A 23,060-nucleotide genomic window follows, 5' to 3' on the forward strand; every position below is an offset into this window, starting at 1 on the left:
TGATGAGATATTATAATTATGTTGTCTTAATCATTGAGTTCTATTTCACGCGCGACGAAATCACTATCAATGATCACACCTTCAACTTCAACATCGATGCCATCAACAAAGTTAGCTTGATTCAGTTTGTCGTAAACCGTGTTAGCATCTGCTTGTATTACTTGATTCGTTTGGGCATTCATTTTAAATGATGTCACTATTCCTGCTGTTCGTGTGATATCACTCACTATACCGTCGAACTCAAATTTAAACTGCTCCCAGTCATCATTATCTTGTTCATCAAACTCAATTTCTGTTGCTAAGCGATTATCGCCTTGTTTAACCGAATTAACTTCAACCATTTGGCCTGCAGTTAAGTTATTTTGGTTACCGTCAGCAAATTGAGTTTGGCTGTTTACCAAGAAACGACCTCGTGAATTTAATTCAAAGCTAGTTTTATCGTTGGCAACCCAAGTTATAATACCTTCTACTTCACTGTCATCGCCTAAATCATCATAATCTTCTACGTCAATTTCTGTCGCGTTAAAGGTATTATTGTACGTGCCTTTGACTTCAACCCACTGACCATTTCTGAGCGTTTCGTTATCCTCAATGACGGCATTGCTATAATCGACAGTGATCGTATTTGCGAGTTGAAACTCGGTGTTTGTTAAGTTTGAGATTAGTCCTTCAATTTCAGCCTGACCGATTAAGTCGACATCATCAAATTCAACGACTGAAAGTACAGTATAACCGCCATCAGCAGCTGGAATAGAAGACAGCATTACCCAGTCTCCATTATCAATATCATCGGATAACTCTGCGAAAGTGAGCGCAACACCATTAATTGTAAAAGTCTTTGCAGTATGGTTTACATTGCTTACAACACCGACAATAGTTGGATTTAATCGAACTTGAGTACTGTCTTGGCCACTTGTCGTGATATTAACTAACATGTCTTTTTGCAGTTGCTTCAGCGCCAATGGGGTGGTGTTATAAGCAATATTATCAGCATTGTAGCGATGACCATTCACGGCTATTTGGTTGGTGCTTAGATCGACTAACTCAATCGTTCCAGCGACACCTTGCAGTGTTAGATCTGAATCTGATTGGTTATCATCACTATTACAAGCCATTAACGATGCTGAAATAGCGGTAACTAAAAATAAATTTTTCATGATTTACCTACTCAATTGTCGGGTGATATCAATATTTGAGCGCATAATATAAGTAACTATGTGAAGTGTTCGTGAAGGCGGGATATGAACGTTTTAATTGTTGATGGTCATTATAATATAGCAGAGACTATCGCTGATTACTTAGGCCTAGCTGAGATCACTGTGGACTTTACTTATCGTGGTAAAGCGGCTATCGAGTTGTGAATGTGTGGTGTTTGATTATTGTTGAACGAATATGCGAGCGGGTGTAGTGGTTGCTCAGCATTGTTGACGATGATGATGTATTTTGGGTGACGATTTATTTTTCTTTAGATTCATCATCATCAGTACATGCACTTGCGACAAAATTGACTGATGATGATGTTGTTAAGTAATAATATAGGTTAATGCGTATTAATTAATATCCAACTCTTTTAATTTACGGGTGAGGGTATTACGACCCCAGCCCAATAGTTTTGCCGCATCTTGTTTATGGCCTTGAGTATACTCTAATGCCGTCTGCAGCATGATACGTTCAAAGTCGGGCATGGCCTCAGCAAGAATATCGCTTTGCCCTGATGCTAATTGCTGCGCTGTCCACGTCTTTAATTGACTACGCCAATCGCCAATTTCTGCACCACTATTATTTAGTTTCACTGGTTGTTCATTGGTGATCTCGGGTGGTAAATCATCAATAAAAATTTCTTGGCCGCTGGCCATTACCGTTAACCAACGGCAAATATTCTCAAGTTGACGAACATTACCGGACCAGTGGTGATTGGCTAAGTAAGTTTGGGCTTCCTTACTGAGAATTTTGGTCTCGACGCTTAATTCTTTACCCGCTCTAATTAAAAAATGATTGGCTAATTTGGGGATATCTTCACGGCGCTCATTCAATGAGGGGATATGAATTCGGATCACGTTTAAGCGATGAAATAAATCTTCACGGAAACTACCATCAGCGACCTTTTGTTCTAAGTTCTGGTGGGTTGCGGCAATGATGCGAACATCGACACTCACCGGTGAATGGCCACCGACACGATAAAATTGGCCATCGGATAATACCCGTAATAGCCGAGTCTGGATATCGATCGGCATATCGCCAATCTCATCTAAAAACAGCGTACCGCCATTAGCTTGTTCAAACCGACCATTGCGGACGTTTGCGGCACCGGTAAAAGCCCCTTTTTCATGGCCAAATAGCTCTGATTCAATTAAGTCTTTGGGGATCGCAGCCATATTCAAGGCAATAAACTCATTGTTTACCCGTGGGCTGTGCTTGTGTAATGCTTGGGCAACAAGTTCTTTACCTGTGCCTGATTCGCCATTAATTAATACACTAATTGATGAGCGAGATAAACGCCCAATAGCGCGAAAAACTTCCTGCATTGCAGGTGCCTCGCCAATAATTTCAGTCACGGGAGCAACTTTGTTATTTCTCCGGCGATTCTTTGACTGCTCTCTGGCGTGCGTTACTGCGCGAGTTGCTAAAGATACTGCTTCATCGATATCAAATGGCTTTGGTAAGTATTCGAATGCACCAGCCTGATAAGCGTTCACTGCACTATCGAGATCGGAATGTGCCGTCATGATAATGATCGGTAGATCTGGATGGATAGCGTGGATTTTATCCATGAGTTCTAAACCGGTCATTTCCGGCATGCGGATGTCAGAAATAATAATATCGGGCTGTTCGAATTCTAATTTATTTAATAAAGCATGTGGTTCAGCAAATGCAACGGTATTAAATGCTTCAGATTTTAGTGCTTTATCAAGTACCCAGCGGATAGAACTATCGTCATCGACAATCCAAACTGTTGCTGTTGTCATAGTTTAATCCTTTATTTTCTTAATGGCAGATAGATGGCAAATTCAGTGTGCCCTGGCCAGCTAGTACACTCAATTTTGCCTTTATGCTGTTTCACGAGGTTTTGTGCAATAGACAGACCAAGTCCGGTGCCACCTTGTCTGGCTGTGACCATCGGATAGAATAAGGTATCTTTGATATGCTCAGGGATACCGGGACCATTATCAATGATCTTGATTTCAGCGCTCAGGCGATATTTCTGTCCTTGAATATTCACTTGATGCGCTGTTCGAGTAATAATTTTTATAGTACCGGAATGTTTTAGAATTTGAATTGCATTACTAATAATATTCAGTAGTGCTTGCTGTAATAAATCCGGTTCCATCTCAAAATCAGGGATCGAAGGGTCGTAATCGCGCTCGATGATAATACCCGCCGGTAAATCAAATTCGACAAGTTGTTTCACTTTTTCAATTACGGAGTGAATATTTAAAATAGTTTGCTTACCGGGTTTTTGTGGCCCTAGTAAGCGATCTACAAGTGCGCGTAAACGGTCGGCTTGTTCAATGATAATGCCGGTAAATTCTTTTAGCTCTGCTGTTGGCAGTTCTTTTTCCAGTAATTGCGCTGCGCCACGTAAGCCACCCAGTGGGTTTTTAATCTCGTGGGCTAAACCACGCACTAATTCTTGCGCAGCTTGTTGCTGTACGTGCTGATAAAGCTCTTGGCTGATTTTTTTTTGTAAATCGATCTGCCTCGCTTCAATCAAAATACAGGTATCAGCACCAAAGTTGGTTAGCGTTGCGGATATTTCAACTAGCAGTTGGCGATCATCAATCACCAATGACACTTCATTATCGGTAAAGCCTTGGCCTGTTTTAATCGTGCTTGCGAGTAACGATAAATCTAGCGTTGTGTATTCAATGACATCGGTTATTTTCATGTCCAGTACACGGGTGGCACTTGATCCTAATAACTGTTCTCCAGCTGGATTGAGATATTTAATATGCAGATCATTATCGAGCACGAAAACTGACGAAACTAAGTTGTTGAGCAATGACTGCTGCGTTTCAGGGATCATGATCATGGTATTTCCTTATCAGGATTACTGTTCGTTACCGCTCTGCACCATTTTGGTGCCACTATTGAAATACTACTGCACAGCGTGATGAAATTAAAGCTGCTATGCGTTAATTAGCTTTAAAACGATGTAAATAAACAGTAATTAGCTCAGATGATGCAATTACCTTGCCTAAATTGTTAATTATTTGTAACTGTAACTTATGTGTGCCAATCGGAATATTATGGACCGTAAATTGGCTATCAATTTGTTCGCTATGGATCACGCCATCAATTAACAAGCGAATGTTTAAACCGTAGGTCAGAGTGTGACTGAGTTTGGCTGACACGATTATCTCACCATTATTACTGCGCAAGGTTTGTTGCTCGACAGGACTGTTGATACTAATCGTGATGGGTAAAGGAGTATCAGGGGTGGTCGGTACTGCAGTACTTGCTACAGGTGTTCGAGATTGGGTCAGTGAACCTATCGATGGTGGTGTTAGCTTGACGTTAATTTTAGTTGCCGATTCAGGTTTGCTTTCGTCATCTGAAAAGTGGGTAATGCCTTGTTCATCAGTCCATTGATAAATAGCGGCCGTACTGGTGTAACTGGTGAGTAATAGTATTAATAATATAGCGTGTTGCATAACGACATCCTGTCTATTGCTTCTTGATCTATATGGTTATTCTCACCTAGTTACATAAAATTAACAAACAAAAAACCCGCTAAATAGCGGGTTTTTTTAGATTAATTTGTATTAATAACAAATTATACGCTGTAGTACATTTCAAACTCAACTGGGTGAGTTGTCATGTTCAGTCTTTCAACTTCTTCAGCTTTAAGCTCAATGTATGCATCGATAGTATCGTGTGCCATTACATCGCCAGCAATTAAGAATTCACGGTCAGCATTTAGTGCAGAAAGTGCTTCTTCTAGAGATGCTGCCACTTGTGGGATCTCTGCTGCTTCTTCAGGAGGAAGGTCATATAGATCTTTATCCATTGCATCACCTGGGTGAATACGGTTTTTAATACCGTCGATACCCGCCATTAACATTGCAGAGAATGCAAGGTATGGGTTAGCCGCTGGATCTGGGAAACGTACTTCAATACGTGTCGCTTTTGCAGACGGTACGATTGGGATACGAATAGATGCAGAACGGTTACGTGCAGAGTAAGCAAGCATTACAGGTGCTTCAAAACCAGGAACTAGACGTTTGTACGAGTTAGTTGCAGGGTTAGCAAATGCGTTAATTGCTTTAGCATGTTTGATGATGCCGCCAATGTAGTAAAGCGCTGTTTCAGATAGACCGCCATATTGATCACCAGCAAAAATGTTTTCGCCATTTTTCTGTAGTGATTGGTGACAATGCATACCTGAACCGTTATCGCCAACTAATGGCTTAGGCATAAATGTTGCTGTTTTGCCGTAAGCGTGTGCAACATTATGGATAACGTATTTCGTGATTTGAACTTCATCGGCTTTTTCAACGATTGAGTTGAATAATGCTGCGATTTCATTTTGACCGGCTGTTGCTACTTCATGGTGATGTGCTTCAACTGTTAAGCCCATCTCTTCCATTACTAAGCACATTGCGCTACGGATGTCTTGTGCAGAGTCAACTGGTGATACTGGGAAGTAACCACCTTTAACGCCTGGACGGTGACCCATGTTGCCGCCTTCGTACTCTTTATCTGAGTTCCAAGAAGCTTCTTCAGCGTCAATTTTGTACATACTACCTGACATGTCTGTTTTGTATTTAACATCATCAAATAGGAAAAATTCTGGTTCTGGACCAAAGAATACGTCATCTGCGATACCAGTTGAACGTAAGTATGCAAGTGCACGTTTAGCTACTGAGCGTGGGTCACGGCTATAACCTTGCATTGTTGCTGGTTCTAGTACGTCACAACGTAGATTCAGTGTTGTTGCTTCTGTGAACGGGTCAAGTACAGCTGTTGCCGGATCTGGCATCAATACCATATCTGACTCATCGATGCCTTTCCAACCTTGAATTGATGAACCATCAAACATTTTACCTTCTTCAAAGAAGCCGGCATTTACTTGATGATGTGGTAGAGAAACGTGCTGCTCTTTACCTTTAGTATCTGTAAAACGTAAATCTACAAATTTAACGTCTTGTTCTTTAATTAGAGCTAATACGCTTTCTGCTGACATAATAAAATAACCTCCGGTGTCATCAATATGATGGCTTCATTTAAAGTTGTTGACTGTAAACAATCATAAACTAAATAATGCCATATATGTGCCAACTATTTAAGTTGTTGATTTAAATGTTTTAATGTACATGTATTCGCTTGCGTCAACCGGTGTGCGCACTATTACTGTGCGTGGAGCGCACCATTTTAGTGCGTCAAACGGGTAAGCATTGAAGCTGTACATTCGTTCTTACTCTGTTCGATATTATGGTTTATTTTCAACGATTACCAGTAAAATCGTATTCAAATAATGTTGAATATTTATATCTTATATAGTGTCGATAAATAACGGCATAAAGACTTTAATTGCACTTTAACTTGTGTGCTAAAAGCCCGTATCAGGCCTATCGCCCGCTTTTTAAATAAAAAAAAATGCAATCATTTTACTCTGCGTCAAAATTTTGCTAGGTAGATCACAGCGAGGCGGTTACAATACTGCCTAATTTTTACCCATATAAAAACATAGAGGCATCACAGTGCTAGATAAACTACGCAATATTGCGATTATCGCTCACGTTGACCACGGCAAAACGACTTTAGTTGACAAGTTATTAGAACAGTCAGGTACTTTAGAAACACGTGGTGGTAATGAAGAACGTGTAATGGATTCTAACGATCTTGAAAAAGAACGTGGTATTACAATTCTTGCTAAGAATACTGCAATTACATGGAAAGATTACCGTATCAACATCGTAGATACTCCAGGACACGCCGATTTCGGTGGTGAAGTTGAGCGTATTATGTCTATGGTTGATAGTGTTTGCCTAATCGTTGATGCTGTTGATGGTCCTATGCCACAAACGCGTTTCGTAACACAAAAAGCATTCGCACACGGTCTTAAGCCAATTGTTGTTATCAACAAAATTGATAAGCCTGGTGCTCGTCCTGAATGGGTAATGGATCAAATCTTCGATTTGTTTGATAACCTAGGCGCGACTGATGAACAGCTAGACTTTAAAGTTGTTTACGCTTCTGCACTAAATGGTTGGGCTAACGCTGAATCAGAAGAAGCAACTGAAAACATGGAACCTTTATTCCAAGCTATTGTTGACGGTGTTGCTGCACCAGAAGGCGATCGTGACGGTGACTTCCAAATGCAAATTTCGCAACTTGATCACAACGCATACGTTGGCGTGATCGGTGTTGGTCGTATCTCACGTGGTTCTGTTAAAGTTAACCAAGCAGTTACTATTGTTGGTTCTGACGGTAAAGAACGTAAAGGTAAAGTTGGCCAAGTATTAGGTTACTTAGGTCTTGAACGTCATGATGTTGAACTTGCACAAGCGGGCGATATCATTGCAATCACTGGTTTAGGCGAACTTAAAATTTCTGACACTATCTGTGCACAGAACAATGTTGAAGCGCTTCCAGCATTATCAGTTGATGAACCAACTGTAACAATGACGTTCCAAGTAAATAACTCACCATTCTGTGGTAAAGAAGGTAAATTTGTTACTTCACGTAACATCCTTGACCGTCTAAACAAAGAGTTAGTACATAACGTTGCACTTAAAGTAGAAGAAACTGCTGATCCAGATAAATTTAAAGTATCTGGCCGTGGTGAACTTCACTTAGGTATCTTAATTGAAAACATGCGTCGTGAAGGTTTCGAGCTAGCAGTATCTCGTCCTGAAGTTATCGAACGTATGATTGACGGTAAGCTACACGAACCAATGGAAACATTGACTGTTGACTGTGAAGATCAACACCAGGGTTCTGTTATGGAACAGTTAGGTATCCGTAAAGCGGAACTAACTAACATGACTCCAGATGGTAAAGGTCGTATTCGTTTAGACTTCATCATCCCAAGCCGTGGTTTAATCGGTTTCCAAACTGAATTCTTAACAATGACTTCAGGTTCTGGTCTTCTATACCATAGCTTCGATCATTACGGCCCACATAAAGGCGGTACAATTGGTCAACGTCAAAACGGTGTATTAGTTTGTAACCAAACTGGTAAAGCTGTAACTTACTCTCTATTCTTCTTACAAGATCGTGGTCGCCTGTTCTTAGGTCACGCTACAGAAGTATACGAAGGTCAAATTGTTGGTATTCATAACCGTGCTAACGATTTAACAGTTAACTGTATTCGTGGTAAACAGCTTACTAACGTTCGTTCGTCTGGTACTGATGAAGCACAAACGCTTTCACCAGCAATCATTCTAACGCTTGAGCAAGCGCTTGAATTCATCGACATCGATGAGTTAGTTGAAGTTACACCGAAAAGCATTCGTATCCGTAAGAAACTTCTTACTGAAAACGAACGTAAACGTGCTAGCCGTCCAGCTAAATAATAATAGTTAACAAGGTTATGAATTAATAATCTTGGCGCTATTACAAAAAAAGGTGATACTTAGGTATCACCTTTTTTTTTACCTTCAAACTACCAAGGACGGAACCTGTGGTTATTTCACCTTATCAACAATCGCTGGTATTCATTGCTAAAACAAAAACCACAATCTGGTTATTCTTATTAACTTGTTTTGCCTTCTTACGTTATTTCGGTAAGCGCGTCAGTGATGATCGGATCACAGTAAACGCCAGTTCTCTCGCTTATACCACGCTACTTTCTCTGGTGCCTTTAATTACCGTCTTGTTTTCTGTGATGTCAGCGTTCCCTGTTTTTGAAACATGGCAGCAAAGCGTAGAATCTTTTTTATATACTAACTTAGTACCGAATGCGACTGGTGCTGTGCAGGGCCATATCGAAGGTTTTGTTGCCAATACCGGAAAGATGACCTCTATCGGTTCTGGGGCGTTATTTATGGTGGCATTGTTGCTGATTAACACTATCGATAAGCACATTAATCATATTTGGCGTTGTAAAATAGATCGCAGTTTCTTTTTATCGTTCGCGGTATATTGGCTTATCTTAACGTTTGGACCGCTGTTCATTGCCATTAGTTTAGGCATCTCGTCTTATTTATTATCCTTGTCATTTGTAGCAGATGTCACTGAAGTCACTGGGTCGGTAAGCTTATTAAAATTAATCCCAGCGTTACTTGGTACTTTAGGGTTATTTGTCATGTATGTAGTGATCCCACATCGCCATGTGCCACTGCGTTATGCGTTTATTGGGGCTTGTATTAGTGCGCTATTGTTTGAAGCGATAAAGCGTATCTTTGCTTGGTATCTAGTACAATTTCCGTCTTATGAAGTGATTTATGGCGCATTAGCAACTATACCTATCTTACTGGTTTGGATTTATGTGTGCTGGTTAATCGTATTGTTAGGCGCTGAAATTACGGCGTCATTAACCGAGTTCACTGAGCAGTTAAAACTCAAAGCGCTACAATCAGAAATAGAACCAGAAATAGAATCAGAACGCCAACAACAGTCACATAACCAGCAGCAAAAACACCGTTCTATGGATGACAGTGCTGACTAAGTAAGACAATTTAAACTCGCTAACGCGATAACATTGTATTTGCTGATGTTAGGTTTCAACTATCAACCTCTGTGTCCTTTGTTGCGGGAAAGGAGGTTGAGAAGACTATGATTGGACTGTACCCCGCCATCCAGCATTATGCTGAACATTATTTACCTGTGAATGCCCAACATTGCCTTTATATTGAGGAAGTGGGAAATCCGGACGGCATACCGCTTATATTTCTTCATGATGGTCCCGGTAAGGGCATTATGGAGGATGACCGACGTTTATTCGACCCAAAGCTATACCGTATTATTTTATTCGACCAGCGCGGCTGTGGGGGGTCTAAGCCGTATGCATGTGTTGATGATAATACGACGCAAGACTTGTTGGAGGATATCAATGCGATCTTAACCTTATTGGCTATTCCGCGCTGTGTATTATTTGGAGAAGGCTGGGGCGCTACCTTGGCATTGTTATACACTTTAAAGCACCGAGATAAGGTTCAGGGATTAATACTACACAGTGTCTTTTTAGCGCGAAATCAGGATTTAGCTTGGCAATTTTCAGCTTCAGGTGGTGCCGCGCAGCTCTTTCCTGAGCATTTTCATCATTTATTGAGTCATGCGAATGGCAATGATTATACCGCACTACTATCCTCCTATAGCCAGTTGTTAGTCAGTGATAATGAGATCGAAAAAATGACTGCTGCCAAAGCGTGGGTGGAATGGCAGGCACAAATTGGTAATCCTCATCCTGAATTTCGCAGTAAAGTGGACTTGATAGATGCTGATGTGGCATTAAGTATGTCGACGCTACAGTGTCATTATTTCTCCCAGCATTGTTTTATTAGCGATAATTATATTTTTAAACACTGTGAGTTATTAGCGCAAGTGCCGATGATCATGGTCCATGGCCGTTTTGATATTTCTAATCCACTCGGCCCTGCTTATGGATTATGTCAACGTTTACCACTCGCGCAATTGTTTATCGTGCCTTATGCTGGGCACTTCGATTGTGAGCCCGGCATGATCGATGCGTTACGAAAAGCAACCGAACTCATGGCTGAGATCATCGACTATGAGTTTGTCAGTGATTAATTTCAGCCATTTCGGTATTATCAATAACATTAATATTTAATAATGATTATTGAGGCAAGGCATGATTGCATTGATCCAACGTGTGCGTAAAGCAGATGTAAGCGTTGAAAATGAAGTGATTGGTAAAATAGAACAGGGATTATTGGTATTCCTCGGCGTTGAAAAAGGCGATACTGAAGCCAAAGCAAAACGTTTATGTGAGAAATTACTGGCGTATCGTGTGTTTAGTGATGCCGACGATAAGATGAATTTGAATGTGCAACAAGTTAACGGTGAATTGTTAGTTGTGTCGCAATTTACCCTTGCCGCGGATACTAATTCTGGCACGCGTCCGAGCTTTTCGACGGCCGCCGCGCCTGCTGATGCGAATCATTTATATGAACATTTTGTTGGGCTATGTAAGCAGAAAGAAATAACGACAGCGACAGGGCGTTTTGCCGCTGATATGCAAGTGTCGTTAGTTAATGATGGACCGGTTACTTTTTGGCTGCAGGTCTAAGTAGCAGACCATGAGTGATAGTAATAGACAAGGAGAGACTATGTTTCACGTGCACGTACCTGAAACGGAACAAGAGTTAGAAGATTATTATCATTTACGCTGGTCGCTGCTAAGAGCACCTTTACAGCGTCCACGTGGTACTGAAAAAGACATTTATGATGAGCACAGTGAGCATCGTATGATCTTGGATAATACTGGGACGCCTATCGCCTGCGGTCGTATTTATACCGCGGGTGTGAACGAATCGCAAATTCATTATATGGCTGTGGATCCCAATCATCGTAAGAAAGGCTTGGGTAGTTTGCTGATTTCCGCGTTGGAAGATGAAGCGTATAAAGCCGGTAGTGAACGTATCGTGATGAATGCACGTGTTGAAGCTGTGCCATTTTATGAAAAATGTGGGTTTTCTTTAGTCGGTAGTGGCCAAATTAGTGAAGGCGTTCGTCATCGTCAGATGATTAAAGAAGTCAGCGCGATGGATAAGATATTACGCCATCCAGGTTGGTGCGCAGAACTGCAAAACGAGTGGGCGACTAAGATCCCAATCAGTCAGCATATGGGCATTAACATTCGCCAATATAGCGGCTGGCGGTTTGAAACCTCTGCCCCATTAAACGCGAACGTCAACGTTCACGATACGATGTTTGCAGGCAGTATTTATAGCCAAGCGACCTTAACGGGTTGGGGGTTGGTTTGGCTGATGCTGAAAGAGCAGGGCTTAATGGGCAACATTGTCCTGTCTAAAGGTAATATCCATTATAAGCGACCGATTAACCTTGAGCCGTTTGCGGTCGCACATAAATACCGTATGAAAGGCAGTTTGCTTGAGTTACTAGAAGGGCGCAACGCCAAGTTGGATATTGATGTTGATGTTTACAGTGGTCCTAAATTGGCTGCGGTGTTTAGTGCAACCTTTGTAGTGCTTCCTGTCGGTGCTTAGGTCTTATGACTTAGCGCTTAAAACAGCGTTAGGCGTTAGAATAAATGTCTTTGTCGGCCATCCAACGCTGGGTGATCGCATGGGCATTGTCAGGATGTTGCTGTAATAAGTGGCGGGCAATATTTTGTACCAAAGGTATCAATTGCTGGTCGCGCACTAAATCAGCCACTTTTAAGTCGGCAATACCGGTTTGTTTGCTGCCAAGCATCTCGCCGGGGCCACGGATCTCAAGGTCGCGTTGCGCAATTCTAAAGCCGTCGGTGGTTTCTCGCAATACTGATAAACGTTTACTGCCCGTATCAGAAAGTGGCGCATGATACAGTAATACGCAATGGCTGGCGACTTTACCACGGCCAACACGTCCACGTAATTGATGTAATTGCGCCAGACCCAAGCGTTCTGGGTTTTCGATAATCATCAAACTCGCATTCGGAACATCAACGCCAACTTCAATGACAGTCGTCGCCACTAATAAATCTAATTCTTTGTTCTTAAATGCAGCCATGACGTATTGTTTTTCAATGGCTTTCATTCGACCATGAACTAAACCAATACGTAAGTCAGGTAATTGTTTTTGTAAATCATTCGCTGTATCTTCAGCAGCTTGCGCCTCTAATACTTCAGACTCTTCAATTAAGGTACATACCCAATATACCTGACGACCTTCATTTTTAACGGCTAACTGCACCCGTTCAATGATCTTACTGCGCTTGGTATCTGGCATGACGACAGTGGTGATAGGCGTTCGCCCCGGAGGTAATTCGTCAATGACTGAGGTGTTTAAGTCAGCATAGGCGGTCATGGCTAAGGTGCGTGGGATCGGGGTTGCTGTCATAAATAACTGATGTGGGTATAAACCGCTGACTGCGCCTTTTTCACGTAGCGCAAGACGCTGTTCAACACCAAAACGGTGTTGTTCATCAATGATAACGAGTGTTAAATTTAAAAAATGCACTGCATCCTGAAAAATAGCATGGGTACCGACAATCATCTGCGTCTCGCCACTGGCGATAGATTCCAGCTCTGCTTCGCGTGCTTTGCCTTTTTGTTTGCCTGACAACCAGCCCACTTTAATGCCTAATAGATTGAACCAAGCTTTAAAGTTAATCGCGTGTTGCTCGGCTAATATCTCAGTTGGCGCCATCAATGCCACTTGATAGCCATTACCGATAGCCTGAAGCGCCGCTAAGGCTGCTACAAGGGTTTTACCTGACCCAACGTCACCTTGAACCAAGCGCATCATAGGGTAGGCTTTCTGGAGGTCCTGCTGGATCTCTTTAACGACGCGTTGCTGTGCGTTAGTCGGTGTGAATGGCAATTGTGATAAAAACTTATCGGTGATCGTTTTGCTTGGCTGTAGTTTGACGGCCGGATGTTGCTGCATTTTTTTACGCAATTGCAGCATGCTGATGTTTTGCGCCAGCAGTTCTTCAATGATTAAGCGCTGCTGGGCCGGGTGCTGACCTTGCTCTAATAGTTCCAGCGATACATCGGGTGTTGGTCGATGTAATAATTGGATGGCATGGTTTAATTCAATTTGGCCAGTATAAAGGCCTGTCGGTAGTAGCTCTTGCAATGTAGTTTGGCTGAGATGCTGCAGCGCTTGGTCGGTCAGGTTACGCAGTGTTAGCTGTTTTAAACCATCGGTTGAAGGATAAACAGGGGTCAGCGTTTCTTCGCTCATTTCTGAGGTGCTGGCATGCGCGAGTTTATATTCAGGATGGACAATTTCATAACCAAAGCGACCACGGCGGAATTCGCCAAACGCGGTAATGGTTTTACCGACATTGAAACTGTTTTTTTGTCCGGCATTAAAGTGAAAAAACAACAGCGTGATAATGCCTGTGCCATCGTTGACTTTACAAGACATGATTTTGCGCTTGCCAAAGGTGACATCGCAACTGACGATTTCGCCTTCGATAGTGCCGTGCAGACCGGGTAATAGGTCCTGGATGGGATAGATGGTGGTACGATCCTGATATCGGCTAGGAAGGTGAAAAAGCAAATCCTGAACGGTAACTAGGTTCAGTTTCGCTAATTTTTCGGCCATTTTAGCGCCGACACCTTTTAATTCAATAACCGGGATCTTATCTAATCGCATAATCACTCAAGAATCTACTGTACATATAAACATATATTATCAGAAGATTTATACTCAAGCCACTTCAATATGGATCATGCTAGCTTTGCATTTTGGGATAAAATACAAAGCTATATTTTAACTGCTTAGTTAGCGCTACGCAGTGCATTCCACCAAGATTCGTCAGCCACAATTTGACCTTCTTCATCTAATGCTGGGTAAGCTAAACCTTTGCGTTTACATGCTTTTGCGAAGATAGGGTGGCCACCTTCAAAATATGTTTTATGTTGTTCTTCAGCAGATAATTTGCTTTCGCCCTGGTACATACCGGCATTGTCACGTTGGCGCTGTGCTTCATACAAGATCGTCGCTGTTGCTACAGATACGTTTAATGATTGCACCATGCCAACCATCGGGATGATGATGTCTTGATCGGCTAGTGCTAATGCTTCTGGACTGATACCGGTTTTTTCCTGACCCATTAAAATAGCGGTTGGTTTCGTGTAATCAATTTCACGAAAATCAACTGCATTATCCGACAGGTTTGTTGCAAGCACTTGCATACCCTGTGCTTTTAGCGCTTTAATTGCTTCTGCAATGTTATCGTGAGAGTGTACTTTGACCCAATTTTGGCTGCCAGTTGCAGTGCCGCCTGATACTTTTGTTGGGCGTACAGACCATACCGCGTGAACATTGTTGACACCGACAGCATCACAGGTTCTTACTACTGCAGCAAGGTTATGTGGTTTGTGCACTGCTTCCATACAAACAGTAAGGTCTGGTTGGCGGTGTTGTAGCATTTTAGTAATGCGTTCTAAGCGTTCTGGGGTCATGGTCTTACTCTATAAGATTTAATTGGCGAGGTATTATACCCAAATAATCGGCTAATGCGAGTATCTGCTGTTAGCTTCACTGGGTTTGAGATAGTTGAATGTAAATATATCGCCAAGGCATTGAGTACAAGACCTTGGCGATTCACGTCATCGCGATTAATTGTAGTTCGCGATGATGCTGCTTAGTTGTAACTGCGTGATATTTTCAATACATCTTGCAGGGTGCGGATCTTTTTCATTACATCGGCGACATGTTTACGGTTTTTAGCGGTGATCAGAATATCGACATTATAAACGCGCGCATCTTTTTCATCGGTGACGATATTGTGAATATTCGCTCCTGTCGCAGCAACCGTATTGGTTAGTTTTGCTAATACACCTTGGTGATTAACAACTTGAATTCGGATCTCGGTTTTGAACTCTTGGCTTGGATCAATATTGTCATCCCATTCAACGGGGATATAACGATCCGGTTCATTTTGATAACCATGGATATTACGACAAGTCTCAATATGTACCACTAGCCCTTTGCCTGGACTTAAGTGCGCAACAATCGGGTCACCAGGAATTGGGTGGCAGCAGTTAGCAAAACTCACCAACATACCTTCCGCGCCTTTAATTGGCATTTTGTCTTGTTCTTCAGAGCGTGGTGCTAGATCGGTCAGTTCATCAACTCGACCTTGTAGACGACGTGCGACCAGAATACTCATGATATTGCCTAAACCAACTTCGATAAGTAAATCGTCGAGGGTTTCACATTTGGTATCAGCCAGAACTTGAACTAAATTTTCAGGGGCAATATCTTCAATCTTCACGCCATTAAGAGCATGATTTAGGAGACGTCGACCTAAAATAATAGAATCTTCGGTACGCATGTTTTTCAATTGTTGACGAACGCGACCACGTGCTCTGCCTGTGACAATAAAGTTTAGCCATGCTGCATTTGGACGTGCACCAGGTGCGGTAATAATTTCAACTGTCTGACCATTTTTTAATGGTTGGCTAAGTGCGTGTGGCTGGCGGTTAACGCGCGCGCCGACACAAGTATGCCCAACATCGGTATGGATAGAATAGGCGACGTCGACAGGCGTTGCACCACGAGGTAATTCAATGATCTTACCTTTTGGTGTGAACACATAAATTTCATCTGGGAACAGATCGGTTTTCACACTTTCAATAAATTCAAACGACGAACCAGCACTTTGTTGTAGTTCCAGTAAGCTTTGCATCCATTTTTGTGCACGCAATTGAGCGTTGGTATTAATCTTGTCAGCGCCTTGCTTATATGACCAATGCGCAGCAACACCACGGTCAGCCATCAGATCCATATCTTTAGTTCGGATTTGAATTTCTAGTGGTACGCCGTGTGGGCCGACTAATGAAGTATGCAGGGACTGATAGCCATTGGTTTTTGGAATGGCTATGTAATCTTTAAAGCGCGTTATCTTCGGCTTGTACAAACTGTGCATTTGACCGAGTACGCGATAGCAGGTATCAAGATCGTCAACGATGATTCTGAAGGCATAAATATCAACAACTTCATGGAACTGAACGCGTTTCTTTTTCATCTTATTATAGATACTAAAGATTAGCTTTTCGCGGCCATGGGTTTCCGCTGGTACGCCTGCTTCTTCTAAACGGCCTTCAATTTCTTGACGGATGTTGGACATGACTTCCTTGCGGTTACCACGTGCAGATTTTACCGATTCAGTCAGAATGCGGTAACGCATTGGGTACATAGCCTCTAACCCCAGTTCCTCTAATTCATTTTTAATATTATGAATACCAAGGCGGTTAGCAATTGGCGCGAAAATTTCTAATGTTTCGCTAGCTATACGACGGCGTTTGTCAGGTCTTAATGCGCCTAAGGTGCGCATGTTGTGCGTACGATCGGCGAGTTTGATTAAGATAACGCGAATGTCTTGCACCATTGCCATGAACATTTTACGGAAATTTTCTGCTTGAGCTTCTTTGCGATCGCGGAATTTTAGTTTATCAAGCTTAGAGACACCTTCGACTAATTCGGCAACGGTATTGCCAAATAATGAAGCAAGGTCTTCTTGGGTCGTTGGCGTATCTTCAATCACATCGTGGAGCAGGGCTGCCATAATGGTTTTATGATCAAGACGCATATCAGCCAGAATTTCAGCAACGGCAACAGGATGAATAATATAAGGTTCACCTGTGCTTCTTTTTTGAGGTAAGTGCGCTTCCCGCGCGACTAAATAAGCATGCTCAATGAGTTCGACTTGTTCAACCGATAGATAGGTTGATGTCGTTGCTTTCAAATTTGCGAATATATGCAAGTACAGCCTCGTTACTGAAAAAGTTGATATAAATGAGATGATAATATTAGCAAGATTATCAAAAGTGGGGTTAATTGCACCTTTAAATTTACATCTTGGTCATATTTATGCTAATTCAAGTTAGCATTAGCCATTTAGAGGGTAGAGCTTTAAACATACATAAAACTCTATAATCCATCATCTGACGGATCTCAGGCATTAAAAAAGGTGCAATATGCACCTTTTTTATCAAACCATCAAAGAGATGATTCGGTATTAACCACGGCCTTCAGCAATTGCTGCTACTGCTGCAACTTGCTGTGCTTCGTGCTCTTGCTGTTCTTGACGGTCGCCAGCATCCATTAATTCGTTGCTCATTAGACCTGCTTCAATTTCACGAAGTGCGATTACAGTCGGCTTATCATTCTCTGGTGCTACCAAAGGCTCTTTGCCATTAATCTGTAATTGACGAGCGCGACGTGCCGCCATTAATATTAGGTCGAAACGATTACCAACCTGTTGTACAGCATCTTCTACGGTTACGCGTGCCATGCAGGAACTCCCAGTGAATTAAGTCTAAAAAATGACGAGAAACTATACTTTATTTTTGCCTACTTAACCAGCAAATCTTTCATTATCACGCTGTTTTTCGCAGCTTGCTTTGCTGAACCAAGTCGTTCTGCACGCACAATCGCGTGTAGGTCTTCAAGAGCGGTCGAGAAATCATCATTAATGATCAGGTAATCATATTCATTATAGTGTGACATTTCAGCTTCTGCTTCAGCCATTCTGCTTGCGATGATTTCATCACTGTCTTGACCGCGGCTGTTTAGGCGACGTTCAAGTTCTTCACGGCTTGGCGGTAGGATAAAGATACCACGCGCATCAGCTATCTGTTCTTTGATTTGACGTGCACCTTGCCAATCGATATCTAAGAAAATATCAATACCACGAGCCAGGGTGTTTTCAATCATTACACGTGAAGTACCATAGTAATTACCGAATACTTCAGCCCATTCGAAAAATTCATTATTTTCGATTTGCGCTTTAAAATCAGCTACTGGAATATAGTGGTAATGGGTACCGTCAACTTCACCAGGGCGGATATCTCGGGTAGTATGAGAGACAGACACTTTCATATCGCTGCTTGGGTTTGCATCTAAAAGTGCTTTGATAAGACTTGATTTTCCTGCGCCACTTGGAGCGGATACAATAAATAGAGTGCCTTTACGTGCCATGATGAGCCTTTAATAGGATTTAAAAGCGACCCAAGATAGCATAAATATTAGGAGGAATTAAACTGCTTTAATAGTTTACTTAATAACGACCACAAAAAAGAGCGGTAAACTGCTGAGTTGATCGATTTAATGCGTGTGTGGCGTTGATGATAGGTTGATAAGCGCAATGCCCACAGCGATAAATAACATGCCGATCCAAACTTTAGTATCTAGGTGTTGCTTGTAAACTAAGCTCGACATGTAAGTAACTAAAATAATGGCTAAACCAGCCCATGAAGCATGGACAATACCGACGGGTAAGTTTTTAACGGCTTGGCCTAGAAATAAAAACGCGAGCAGGTGACCAAAAATAACAATGACACTTGGCCAAAAGTTACTAAATCCGTTGGTGGCTTTCAGTGCTACATGTGATGTTGCTTCAGCCAATACGCCTAATAAAAGAAATAACCAACCCATAACGATACCTGCTCACTTTGTTTATAGAAAATTGATGATTAAAAAAACGCCTTCACATACTGGCTGCATGCGAAGACGGATAGATCACGATTCTTTATTAAATTATTTTTAATAAAAGTAATTTGTAGCAAATGCTATTTATCGAAGTGAATGACAGTACGAATACTTTCGCCTTTGTGCATTAATTCAAACGATTCGTTAATGTCTTCTAAGCCCATCGTATGAGTAATAAAATCGTTTAGTTTGAAGTCACCAGCCATGTAACGTTCTACAATTTCTGGTAATTCTGAACGACCTTTAACACCACCGAATGCACTGCCACGCCATACTCGACCCGTTACTAACTGGAACGGACGCGTTGAGATTTCTTGACCAGCACCGGCGACACCGATAACGACTGATTCACCCCAACCTTTATGGCAGCATTCTAATGCAGAGCGCATTACGTCTACGTTACCGATACATTCGAATGAGTAGTCAACACCGCCATCTGTTAGTTCAACGATCACGTCTTGAATTGGTTTGTCATAATCTTTTGGATTGATACAGTCTGTTGCGCCTAGTTGGCGTGCTAGTTCGAATTTACTTTCGTTAATATCGATAGCAATAATACGACCTGCTTTTGCCATTTGTGCGCCGATGATTGCAGAAAGACCGATACCACCTAGACCAAATACAGCCACAGTGTCGCCTTCTTGTACTTTTGCTGTATTAAGCACTGCGCCCATACCAGTTGTAACGCCACAGCCTAATAAACAAACTTCTTCTAGCGGTGCTTCTTTGTTTACTTTTGCTAGCGAGATGTCTGGTAATACTGTGTATTCAGAGAACGTTGAGCAACCCATGTAATGGAAGATTGGCTGACCGTCTTTGTAAAAACGCGTCGTACCGTCTGGCATTACGCCTTTACCTTGGGTTTCACGAATTTTTTGGCAAAGGTTCGTTTTACCTGATTTACAGTACTTACACTCACCACATTCTGGTGTGTAAAGTGGGATAACATGATCGCCAACAGCAACACTTGTTACGCCTTCACCGATTTGTTCAACGATACCACCACCTTCATGGCCAAGAATCACTGGGAAGATACCTTCTGGATCATCACCTGACATAGTGAATGCATCAGTGTGGCATACGCCAGTTGCGATGATGCGCACTAATACTTCGCCAGCGCGGGGTAGCATTACATCTACTTCTTCAATAGAAAGTGGTTGGTTAGGGCCCCAAGCAATTGCCGCTTTTGATTTAATAAATTTATCAGTCATGTTGTTCTCGCTAATTTATATTGTCATTTGGGAGGTAACACTGAGGTCCCTCGTTTTGTTGGAGCCATTATAGTTATTTCTGAGATATTGATAATCCCATGAAATAGTAAATTACTTTTACCGCGTGGTAATAATGAATGGGTGTTAGCAGTGATTAGCTTAAAATTGAGGTCGAATCGTTGGTATACAGGGACTTTACTGCGGGGCGGTTTTATTTATCATAAAAAAAGCCTGATATTGCTATCAGGCTTTCAGGCATTAATTAATTTGGCTGGACGCCATTTAATTAAGCAAATTTCTTTTCTAAATGCGCAATGATGTCATTTGATTCATACATCCATTGCACTTGACCATTTTCTTCAATGCGTAGGCAAGGTACTTTACGGCGACCGCCTTCTTGCTCTAATTCATTACCAAACGTCGCATCATTTTTTGCATCGCGTACAGTAATATCTAGGTTTAAACGCTTCATGCTGCGGCGTACTTTGACGCAAAATGGGCAAGCTTCAAATTGGTAAAGAGACATGTTATTGATCTCGCTATCAACCTTTGCTTGTTCTTCTGCAGGACGTTTCATGCTTTTTGGTGAAAAGATGAAATTAAGCGTTAAAATAAGACGGCCTAGTAGCCAGCGAACAACTTTCATGAATAAATACCTTGTGAAAATGGGGTGTATTTTTCGGTATGCTAACACATTTATAGCCAATTAGGCGACGCCCAGAACAACACTTGTGTCTCTCAACAAAGGTCCTAGGTCCCGATCTGATTAGTTATTCTTTATAATCAGGTTTATAGATAGTGTATTCGTTGCGATTAAGCACGGCGTTTTCTAAATGCGTAGATGCCTGCGCCATAGATGGTTTTGAAGAATACCGGCCAAGTGCCTAAATTTGCTTTAGGTTGTTGCTGTTTAGCAATTCGGGCAAGTTGGGCTTCGTACCAAGTAATGTCTAACATCGCTATACGATCAATGGCTTTAACGCCTGTGGTTAAGTTCGGTAGGTTAATCTTATGTTCAGCAGACGCCATTAATTTATTCGGCAGTTGCGTATCTAACGACATTGGACGCGCGATACCGATAAAATCAGTGGCATTGCTTTGCAGTGCTGACAACATGGCTTTACTTGAACGGAAACCGCCTGTTACTACTAACGGTGTGTCGGTGATCGCACGTACTTTTTCAGCATAACTCAGGAAGTAAGCTTCACGGGCTAAGGTTGATTTTTTAACTTTGTGGCCGGTCATCGTTGGGCTTTCATAGGTACCACCGCTGATTTCAATCTGATCGATTCCCGCATCCGACAACGCTTTTACTACTTGCATTGATTCTTCTTCGGTAAAACCACCACGCATGAAATCGGCTGAATTTAGTTTAATGCCAATTGGAAACTCATCACCGACTTCGGCACGTATTGCTTGATAGATTGATAATACAAAGCGCATACGGTTTTCAATGCTACCGCCCCATTGGTCGTCACGTTGATTGTGGCGTGGAGACAAAAATTGATTGACTAAATAACCGTGGGCGCCGTGGATTTGTACGCCTGTAAAACCAACTTGCTTAGCCAGTTTGGCACTCGTTTGGAATTGACCAATAATGTTTAAAATTTCTGATTCGGTTAAGGCGCGTGGGGTATTAAAACCTTTTTCCAAACCATTGGTTAATGCGATAGCTGATGGCGCAACAGGTTCTTTATTAATAAAGTTCGGGGTCTGTTTACCGGGGTGATTTAGCTGCGCCCATAACTGCGTATCGTTAAGGCTACCTTGCTGAGCCCAGTTTTTAAATTCAGTTAAATCACTTTGTTCATCTAAGACGACTTGTTTTGGTTCGCCAAGCGCGTTGCGATCAACCATGAGATTACCTGTAATTGATAATCCTAAACCGCCTAAAGCCCAAGCACGATACAGTGTAGCTAGACCTGGTAATGGGTTGTGTTTCGCATCACTAAGTTGCTCGCTCATCGCCGATTTAAATAAACGGTTTTTAATAAACGTGCCATTTTTTAAGGTAAAACCTTGTTGTAATGTAATTGCTGTAGTCATTATTAACCCTGCTTTAAATAAATCATTAGACCGGTCGTCTTGGTCTTGGCTCAAAAAAACGATATTACAATTTGGCTCATAATATCGTGTCTGTTTACTTGTTTTTGTTAACTAACTAATTAGTTCGATTTTAAAATATCATCAAAAATGAAGTCGGTGATCTGCGTTAGATTATCGGTATTACCGGCGATCTTCATTTCGATTAAACTACCTTCCCATGCTGTCCACATTAATGTCGCAAGCTGTTTGGCTGGTAAGTCTGTGCGGATCAATTGCTGTGCTTGTGCATCGCGAATTAATCCAGATAATAAGATGTTTAGCGCCTTCACCGAACGTTGCATTGCCTGTTGGCATAATGCACTTGAATCACCAATATCGTTAGCGACACTTGCCACTAAGCAGCCTTGCTTACCTTGATTCTCGGTGTACTTTTGGCGGCCTTTTTCAAATAGCGCCCGCAATTTTTCAATTGGGTTGAGGTTTGCGTCATCCAATAGCGGTTGAATTTCTTTGGCATTGGCGTGCATATCGGCTTCGATTAGCTCGGCAACAAAGGCTTCTTTGCTATTAAAATAGTTATAAAAGGACCCTTTCGGTACTTTTAGCTCATCTAGGATCTGTTTAATCCCAGTGCCGTGATAACCGTGTTGAGAGATATGCTTGATACCAACTTCAATCAGGGCTTCGCGGGTATGTTCATTTTGTTTAGGTCTTGGCATTTGG

The 23,060-nt window shown here is 41.9% G+C and carries 21 protein-coding genes; 6 read left to right on the forward strand and 15 right to left on the reverse strand.

The genetic code is table 11. The features are described 5' to 3' along the window. Nucleotides 1–26: 26 nt before the first annotated feature. Entirely contained in the window at nucleotides 27–1,157 is a 1,131-nt protein-coding gene (locus JFU56_RS17805) for a DUF5666 domain-containing protein (protein WP_198438612.1), read from the reverse strand. A gap of 84 nt (nucleotides 1,158–1,241) precedes the next feature. Here JFU56_RS17805 and JFU56_RS23210 point away from each other — a divergent pair, with 84 nt between their 5' ends. Next, complete coding sequence (locus JFU56_RS23210; protein WP_198438613.1) at nucleotides 1,242–1,361, forward strand: response regulator transcription factor; 120 nt, start codon at nucleotides 1,242–1,244, stop codon at nucleotides 1,359–1,361. A gap of 189 nt (nucleotides 1,362–1,550) precedes the next feature. Here JFU56_RS23210 and glnG read toward each other — a convergent pair whose 3' ends face one another. The 4 genes from glnG to glnA form a co-directional block, all read right to left on the reverse strand. After that, entirely contained in the window at nucleotides 1,551–2,966 is a 1,416-nt protein-coding gene (glnG, locus tag JFU56_RS17815; protein WP_198438614.1) for a nitrogen regulation protein NR(I), read from the reverse strand. An 11-nt stretch (nucleotides 2,967–2,977) separates the two neighbouring features. Continuing rightward, nucleotides 2,978–4,030 (reverse strand): nitrogen regulation protein NR(II), encoded by a 1,053-nt coding sequence (glnL, locus tag JFU56_RS17820; RefSeq protein ID WP_198438615.1) that lies wholly within the window; start codon nucleotides 4,028–4,030, stop codon nucleotides 2,978–2,980. Between the two features lie 103 nt (nucleotides 4,031–4,133). Then, a complete protein-coding gene (locus JFU56_RS17825) occupies nucleotides 4,134–4,652 on the reverse strand; it encodes a DUF4124 domain-containing protein (protein ID WP_198438616.1) in 519 nt (172 codons plus the stop codon). A gap of 122 nt (nucleotides 4,653–4,774) precedes the next feature. Next, nucleotides 4,775–6,184: a glutamate--ammonia ligase gene (glnA, locus tag JFU56_RS17830; protein WP_198438617.1), complete on the reverse strand. Its 1,410-nt coding sequence runs from the start codon at nucleotides 6,182–6,184 to the stop codon at nucleotides 4,775–4,777. Between the two features lie 517 nt (nucleotides 6,185–6,701). Between glnA and typA the strand changes: the two genes are divergently transcribed. The 5 genes from typA (at nucleotide 6,702) to JFU56_RS17855 (ending at nucleotide 12,134) form a co-directional block, all read left to right on the forward strand. After that, the gene (gene typA, locus JFU56_RS17835) at nucleotides 6,702–8,519 is read left to right on the forward strand and encodes a translational GTPase TypA (RefSeq protein ID WP_198438618.1); all 1,818 of its coding nucleotides are present in this window, start codon (nucleotides 6,702–6,704) and stop codon (nucleotides 8,517–8,519) included. Nucleotides 8,520–8,626: 107 nt separating this feature from the next. Further along, nucleotides 8,627–9,613, forward strand: a complete 987-nt coding sequence (locus JFU56_RS17840; RefSeq protein WP_198438619.1) for a virulence factor BrkB family protein — start codon at nucleotides 8,627–8,629, stop codon at nucleotides 9,611–9,613. 107 nt (nucleotides 9,614–9,720) lie between these two features. Continuing rightward, nucleotides 9,721–10,695 (forward strand): prolyl aminopeptidase, encoded by a 975-nt coding sequence (gene pip, locus JFU56_RS17845; protein WP_198438620.1) that lies wholly within the window; start codon nucleotides 9,721–9,723, stop codon nucleotides 10,693–10,695. Nucleotides 10,696–10,756: 61 nt separating this feature from the next. Then, the gene (gene dtd, locus JFU56_RS17850; protein ID WP_198438621.1) at nucleotides 10,757–11,194 is read left to right on the forward strand and encodes a D-aminoacyl-tRNA deacylase; all 438 of its coding nucleotides are present in this window, start codon (nucleotides 10,757–10,759) and stop codon (nucleotides 11,192–11,194) included. A gap of 40 nt (nucleotides 11,195–11,234) precedes the next feature. Further along, nucleotides 11,235–12,134: a bifunctional GNAT family N-acetyltransferase/hotdog fold thioesterase gene (locus JFU56_RS17855; protein WP_198438622.1), complete on the forward strand. Its 900-nt coding sequence runs from the start codon at nucleotides 11,235–11,237 to the stop codon at nucleotides 12,132–12,134. Nucleotides 12,135–12,162: 28 nt separating this feature from the next. On the opposite strand, the gene recG is transcribed toward JFU56_RS17855, so the two are convergent. From recG to JFU56_RS17905, 10 genes are all read right to left on the reverse strand, one after another. After that, a complete protein-coding gene (gene recG / locus JFU56_RS17860) occupies nucleotides 12,163–14,235 on the reverse strand; it encodes an ATP-dependent DNA helicase RecG (RefSeq protein WP_198438623.1) in 2,073 nt (690 codons plus the stop codon). 125 nt (nucleotides 14,236–14,360) lie between these two features. Next, nucleotides 14,361–15,047, reverse strand: a complete 687-nt coding sequence (trmH, locus tag JFU56_RS17865) for a tRNA (guanosine(18)-2'-O)-methyltransferase TrmH (RefSeq protein ID WP_198438624.1) — start codon at nucleotides 15,045–15,047, stop codon at nucleotides 14,361–14,363. A gap of 182 nt (nucleotides 15,048–15,229) precedes the next feature. Next, entirely contained in the window at nucleotides 15,230–17,353 is a 2,124-nt protein-coding gene (gene spoT / locus JFU56_RS17870) for a bifunctional GTP diphosphokinase/guanosine-3',5'-bis pyrophosphate 3'-pyrophosphohydrolase (protein ID WP_198438625.1), read from the reverse strand. A 255-nt stretch (nucleotides 17,354–17,608) separates the two neighbouring features. After that, nucleotides 17,609–17,884: a DNA-directed RNA polymerase subunit omega gene (rpoZ, locus tag JFU56_RS17875; RefSeq protein ID WP_019441233.1), complete on the reverse strand. Its 276-nt coding sequence runs from the start codon at nucleotides 17,882–17,884 to the stop codon at nucleotides 17,609–17,611. A 59-nt stretch (nucleotides 17,885–17,943) separates the two neighbouring features. Further along, nucleotides 17,944–18,570 (reverse strand): guanylate kinase, encoded by a 627-nt coding sequence (gene gmk, locus JFU56_RS17880; protein WP_198438626.1) that lies wholly within the window; start codon nucleotides 18,568–18,570, stop codon nucleotides 17,944–17,946. 126 nt (nucleotides 18,571–18,696) lie between these two features. Further along, a complete protein-coding gene (locus JFU56_RS17885) occupies nucleotides 18,697–19,026 on the reverse strand; it encodes a multidrug efflux SMR transporter (RefSeq protein ID WP_017222388.1) in 330 nt (109 codons plus the stop codon). Nucleotides 19,027–19,160: 134 nt separating this feature from the next. Further along, nucleotides 19,161–20,291, reverse strand: a complete 1,131-nt coding sequence (locus tag JFU56_RS17890; RefSeq protein WP_198438627.1) for an S-(hydroxymethyl)glutathione dehydrogenase/class III alcohol dehydrogenase — start codon at nucleotides 20,289–20,291, stop codon at nucleotides 19,161–19,163. A gap of 286 nt (nucleotides 20,292–20,577) precedes the next feature. Next, nucleotides 20,578–20,937, reverse strand: coding sequence for a glutathione S-transferase N-terminal domain-containing protein (locus tag JFU56_RS17895; RefSeq protein WP_198438628.1), 360 nt, complete (start codon nucleotides 20,935–20,937; stop codon nucleotides 20,578–20,580). 167 nt (nucleotides 20,938–21,104) lie between these two features. Beyond that, nucleotides 21,105–22,337 (reverse strand): NADH:flavin oxidoreductase/NADH oxidase family protein, encoded by a 1,233-nt coding sequence (locus tag JFU56_RS17900; protein ID WP_198438629.1) that lies wholly within the window; start codon nucleotides 22,335–22,337, stop codon nucleotides 21,105–21,107. A gap of 119 nt (nucleotides 22,338–22,456) precedes the next feature. Next, nucleotides 22,457–23,056: a TetR/AcrR family transcriptional regulator gene (locus JFU56_RS17905; RefSeq protein ID WP_198438630.1), complete on the reverse strand. Its 600-nt coding sequence runs from the start codon at nucleotides 23,054–23,056 to the stop codon at nucleotides 22,457–22,459. Between the last annotated feature and the right edge of the window lie 4 nt (nucleotides 23,057–23,060).

This window comes from Moritella sp. F3 (assembly GCF_015082335.1).
Taxonomy (GTDB): Bacteria; Pseudomonadota; Gammaproteobacteria; order Enterobacterales; family Moritellaceae; genus Moritella.

Bases quoted from the DNA above. Each gene is read 5' to 3' on its own strand.
- recG (WP_198438623.1), bottom strand. From the start codon at position 14,235: ATGCGATTAGATAAGATCCCGGTTATTGAATTAAAAGGTGTCGGCGCT.
- JFU56_RS17825 (WP_198438616.1), bottom strand. From the start codon at position 4,652: ATGCAACACGCTATATTATTAATACTATTACTCACCAGTTACACCAGT.
- JFU56_RS17855 (WP_198438622.1), top strand. From the start codon at position 11,235: ATGTTTCACGTGCACGTACCTGAAACGGAACAAGAGTTAGAAGATTAT.
- JFU56_RS17885 (WP_017222388.1), bottom strand. From the start codon at position 19,026: ATGGGTTGGTTATTTCTTTTATTAGGCGTATTGGCTGAAGCAACATCA.
- rpoZ (WP_019441233.1), bottom strand. From the start codon at position 17,884: ATGGCACGCGTAACCGTAGAAGATGCTGTACAACAGGTTGGTAATCGT.
- JFU56_RS17805 (WP_198438612.1), bottom strand. From the start codon at position 1,157: ATGAAAAATTTATTTTTAGTTACCGCTATTTCAGCATCGTTAATGGCT.
- glnL (WP_198438615.1), bottom strand. From the start codon at position 4,030: ATGATCATGATCCCTGAAACGCAGCAGTCATTGCTCAACAACTTAGTT.
- JFU56_RS17900 (WP_198438629.1), bottom strand. From the start codon at position 22,337: ATGACTACAGCAATTACATTACAACAAGGTTTTACCTTAAAAAATGGC.
- JFU56_RS17895 (WP_198438628.1), bottom strand. From the start codon at position 20,937: ATGAAAGTTGTTCGCTGGCTACTAGGCCGTCTTATTTTAACGCTTAAT.
- trmH (WP_198438624.1), bottom strand. From the start codon at position 15,047: ATGACCCCAGAACGCTTAGAACGCATTACTAAAATGCTACAACACCGC.
- JFU56_RS17905 (WP_198438630.1), bottom strand. From the start codon at position 23,056: ATGCCAAGACCTAAACAAAATGAACATACCCGCGAAGCCCTGATTGAA.
- glnA (WP_198438617.1), bottom strand. From the start codon at position 6,184: ATGTCAGCAGAAAGCGTATTAGCTCTAATTAAAGAACAAGACGTTAAA.
- glnG (WP_198438614.1), bottom strand. From the start codon at position 2,966: ATGACAACAGCAACAGTTTGGATTGTCGATGACGATAGTTCTATCCGC.
- JFU56_RS23210 (WP_198438613.1), top strand. From the start codon at position 1,242: ATGAACGTTTTAATTGTTGATGGTCATTATAATATAGCAGAGACTATC.
- dtd (WP_198438621.1), top strand. From the start codon at position 10,757: ATGATTGCATTGATCCAACGTGTGCGTAAAGCAGATGTAAGCGTTGAA.
- gmk (WP_198438626.1), bottom strand. From the start codon at position 18,570: ATGGCACGTAAAGGCACTCTATTTATTGTATCCGCTCCAAGTGGCGCA.
- JFU56_RS17890 (WP_198438627.1), bottom strand. From the start codon at position 20,291: ATGACTGATAAATTTATTAAATCAAAAGCGGCAATTGCTTGGGGCCCT.
- pip (WP_198438620.1), top strand. From the start codon at position 9,721: ATGATTGGACTGTACCCCGCCATCCAGCATTATGCTGAACATTATTTA.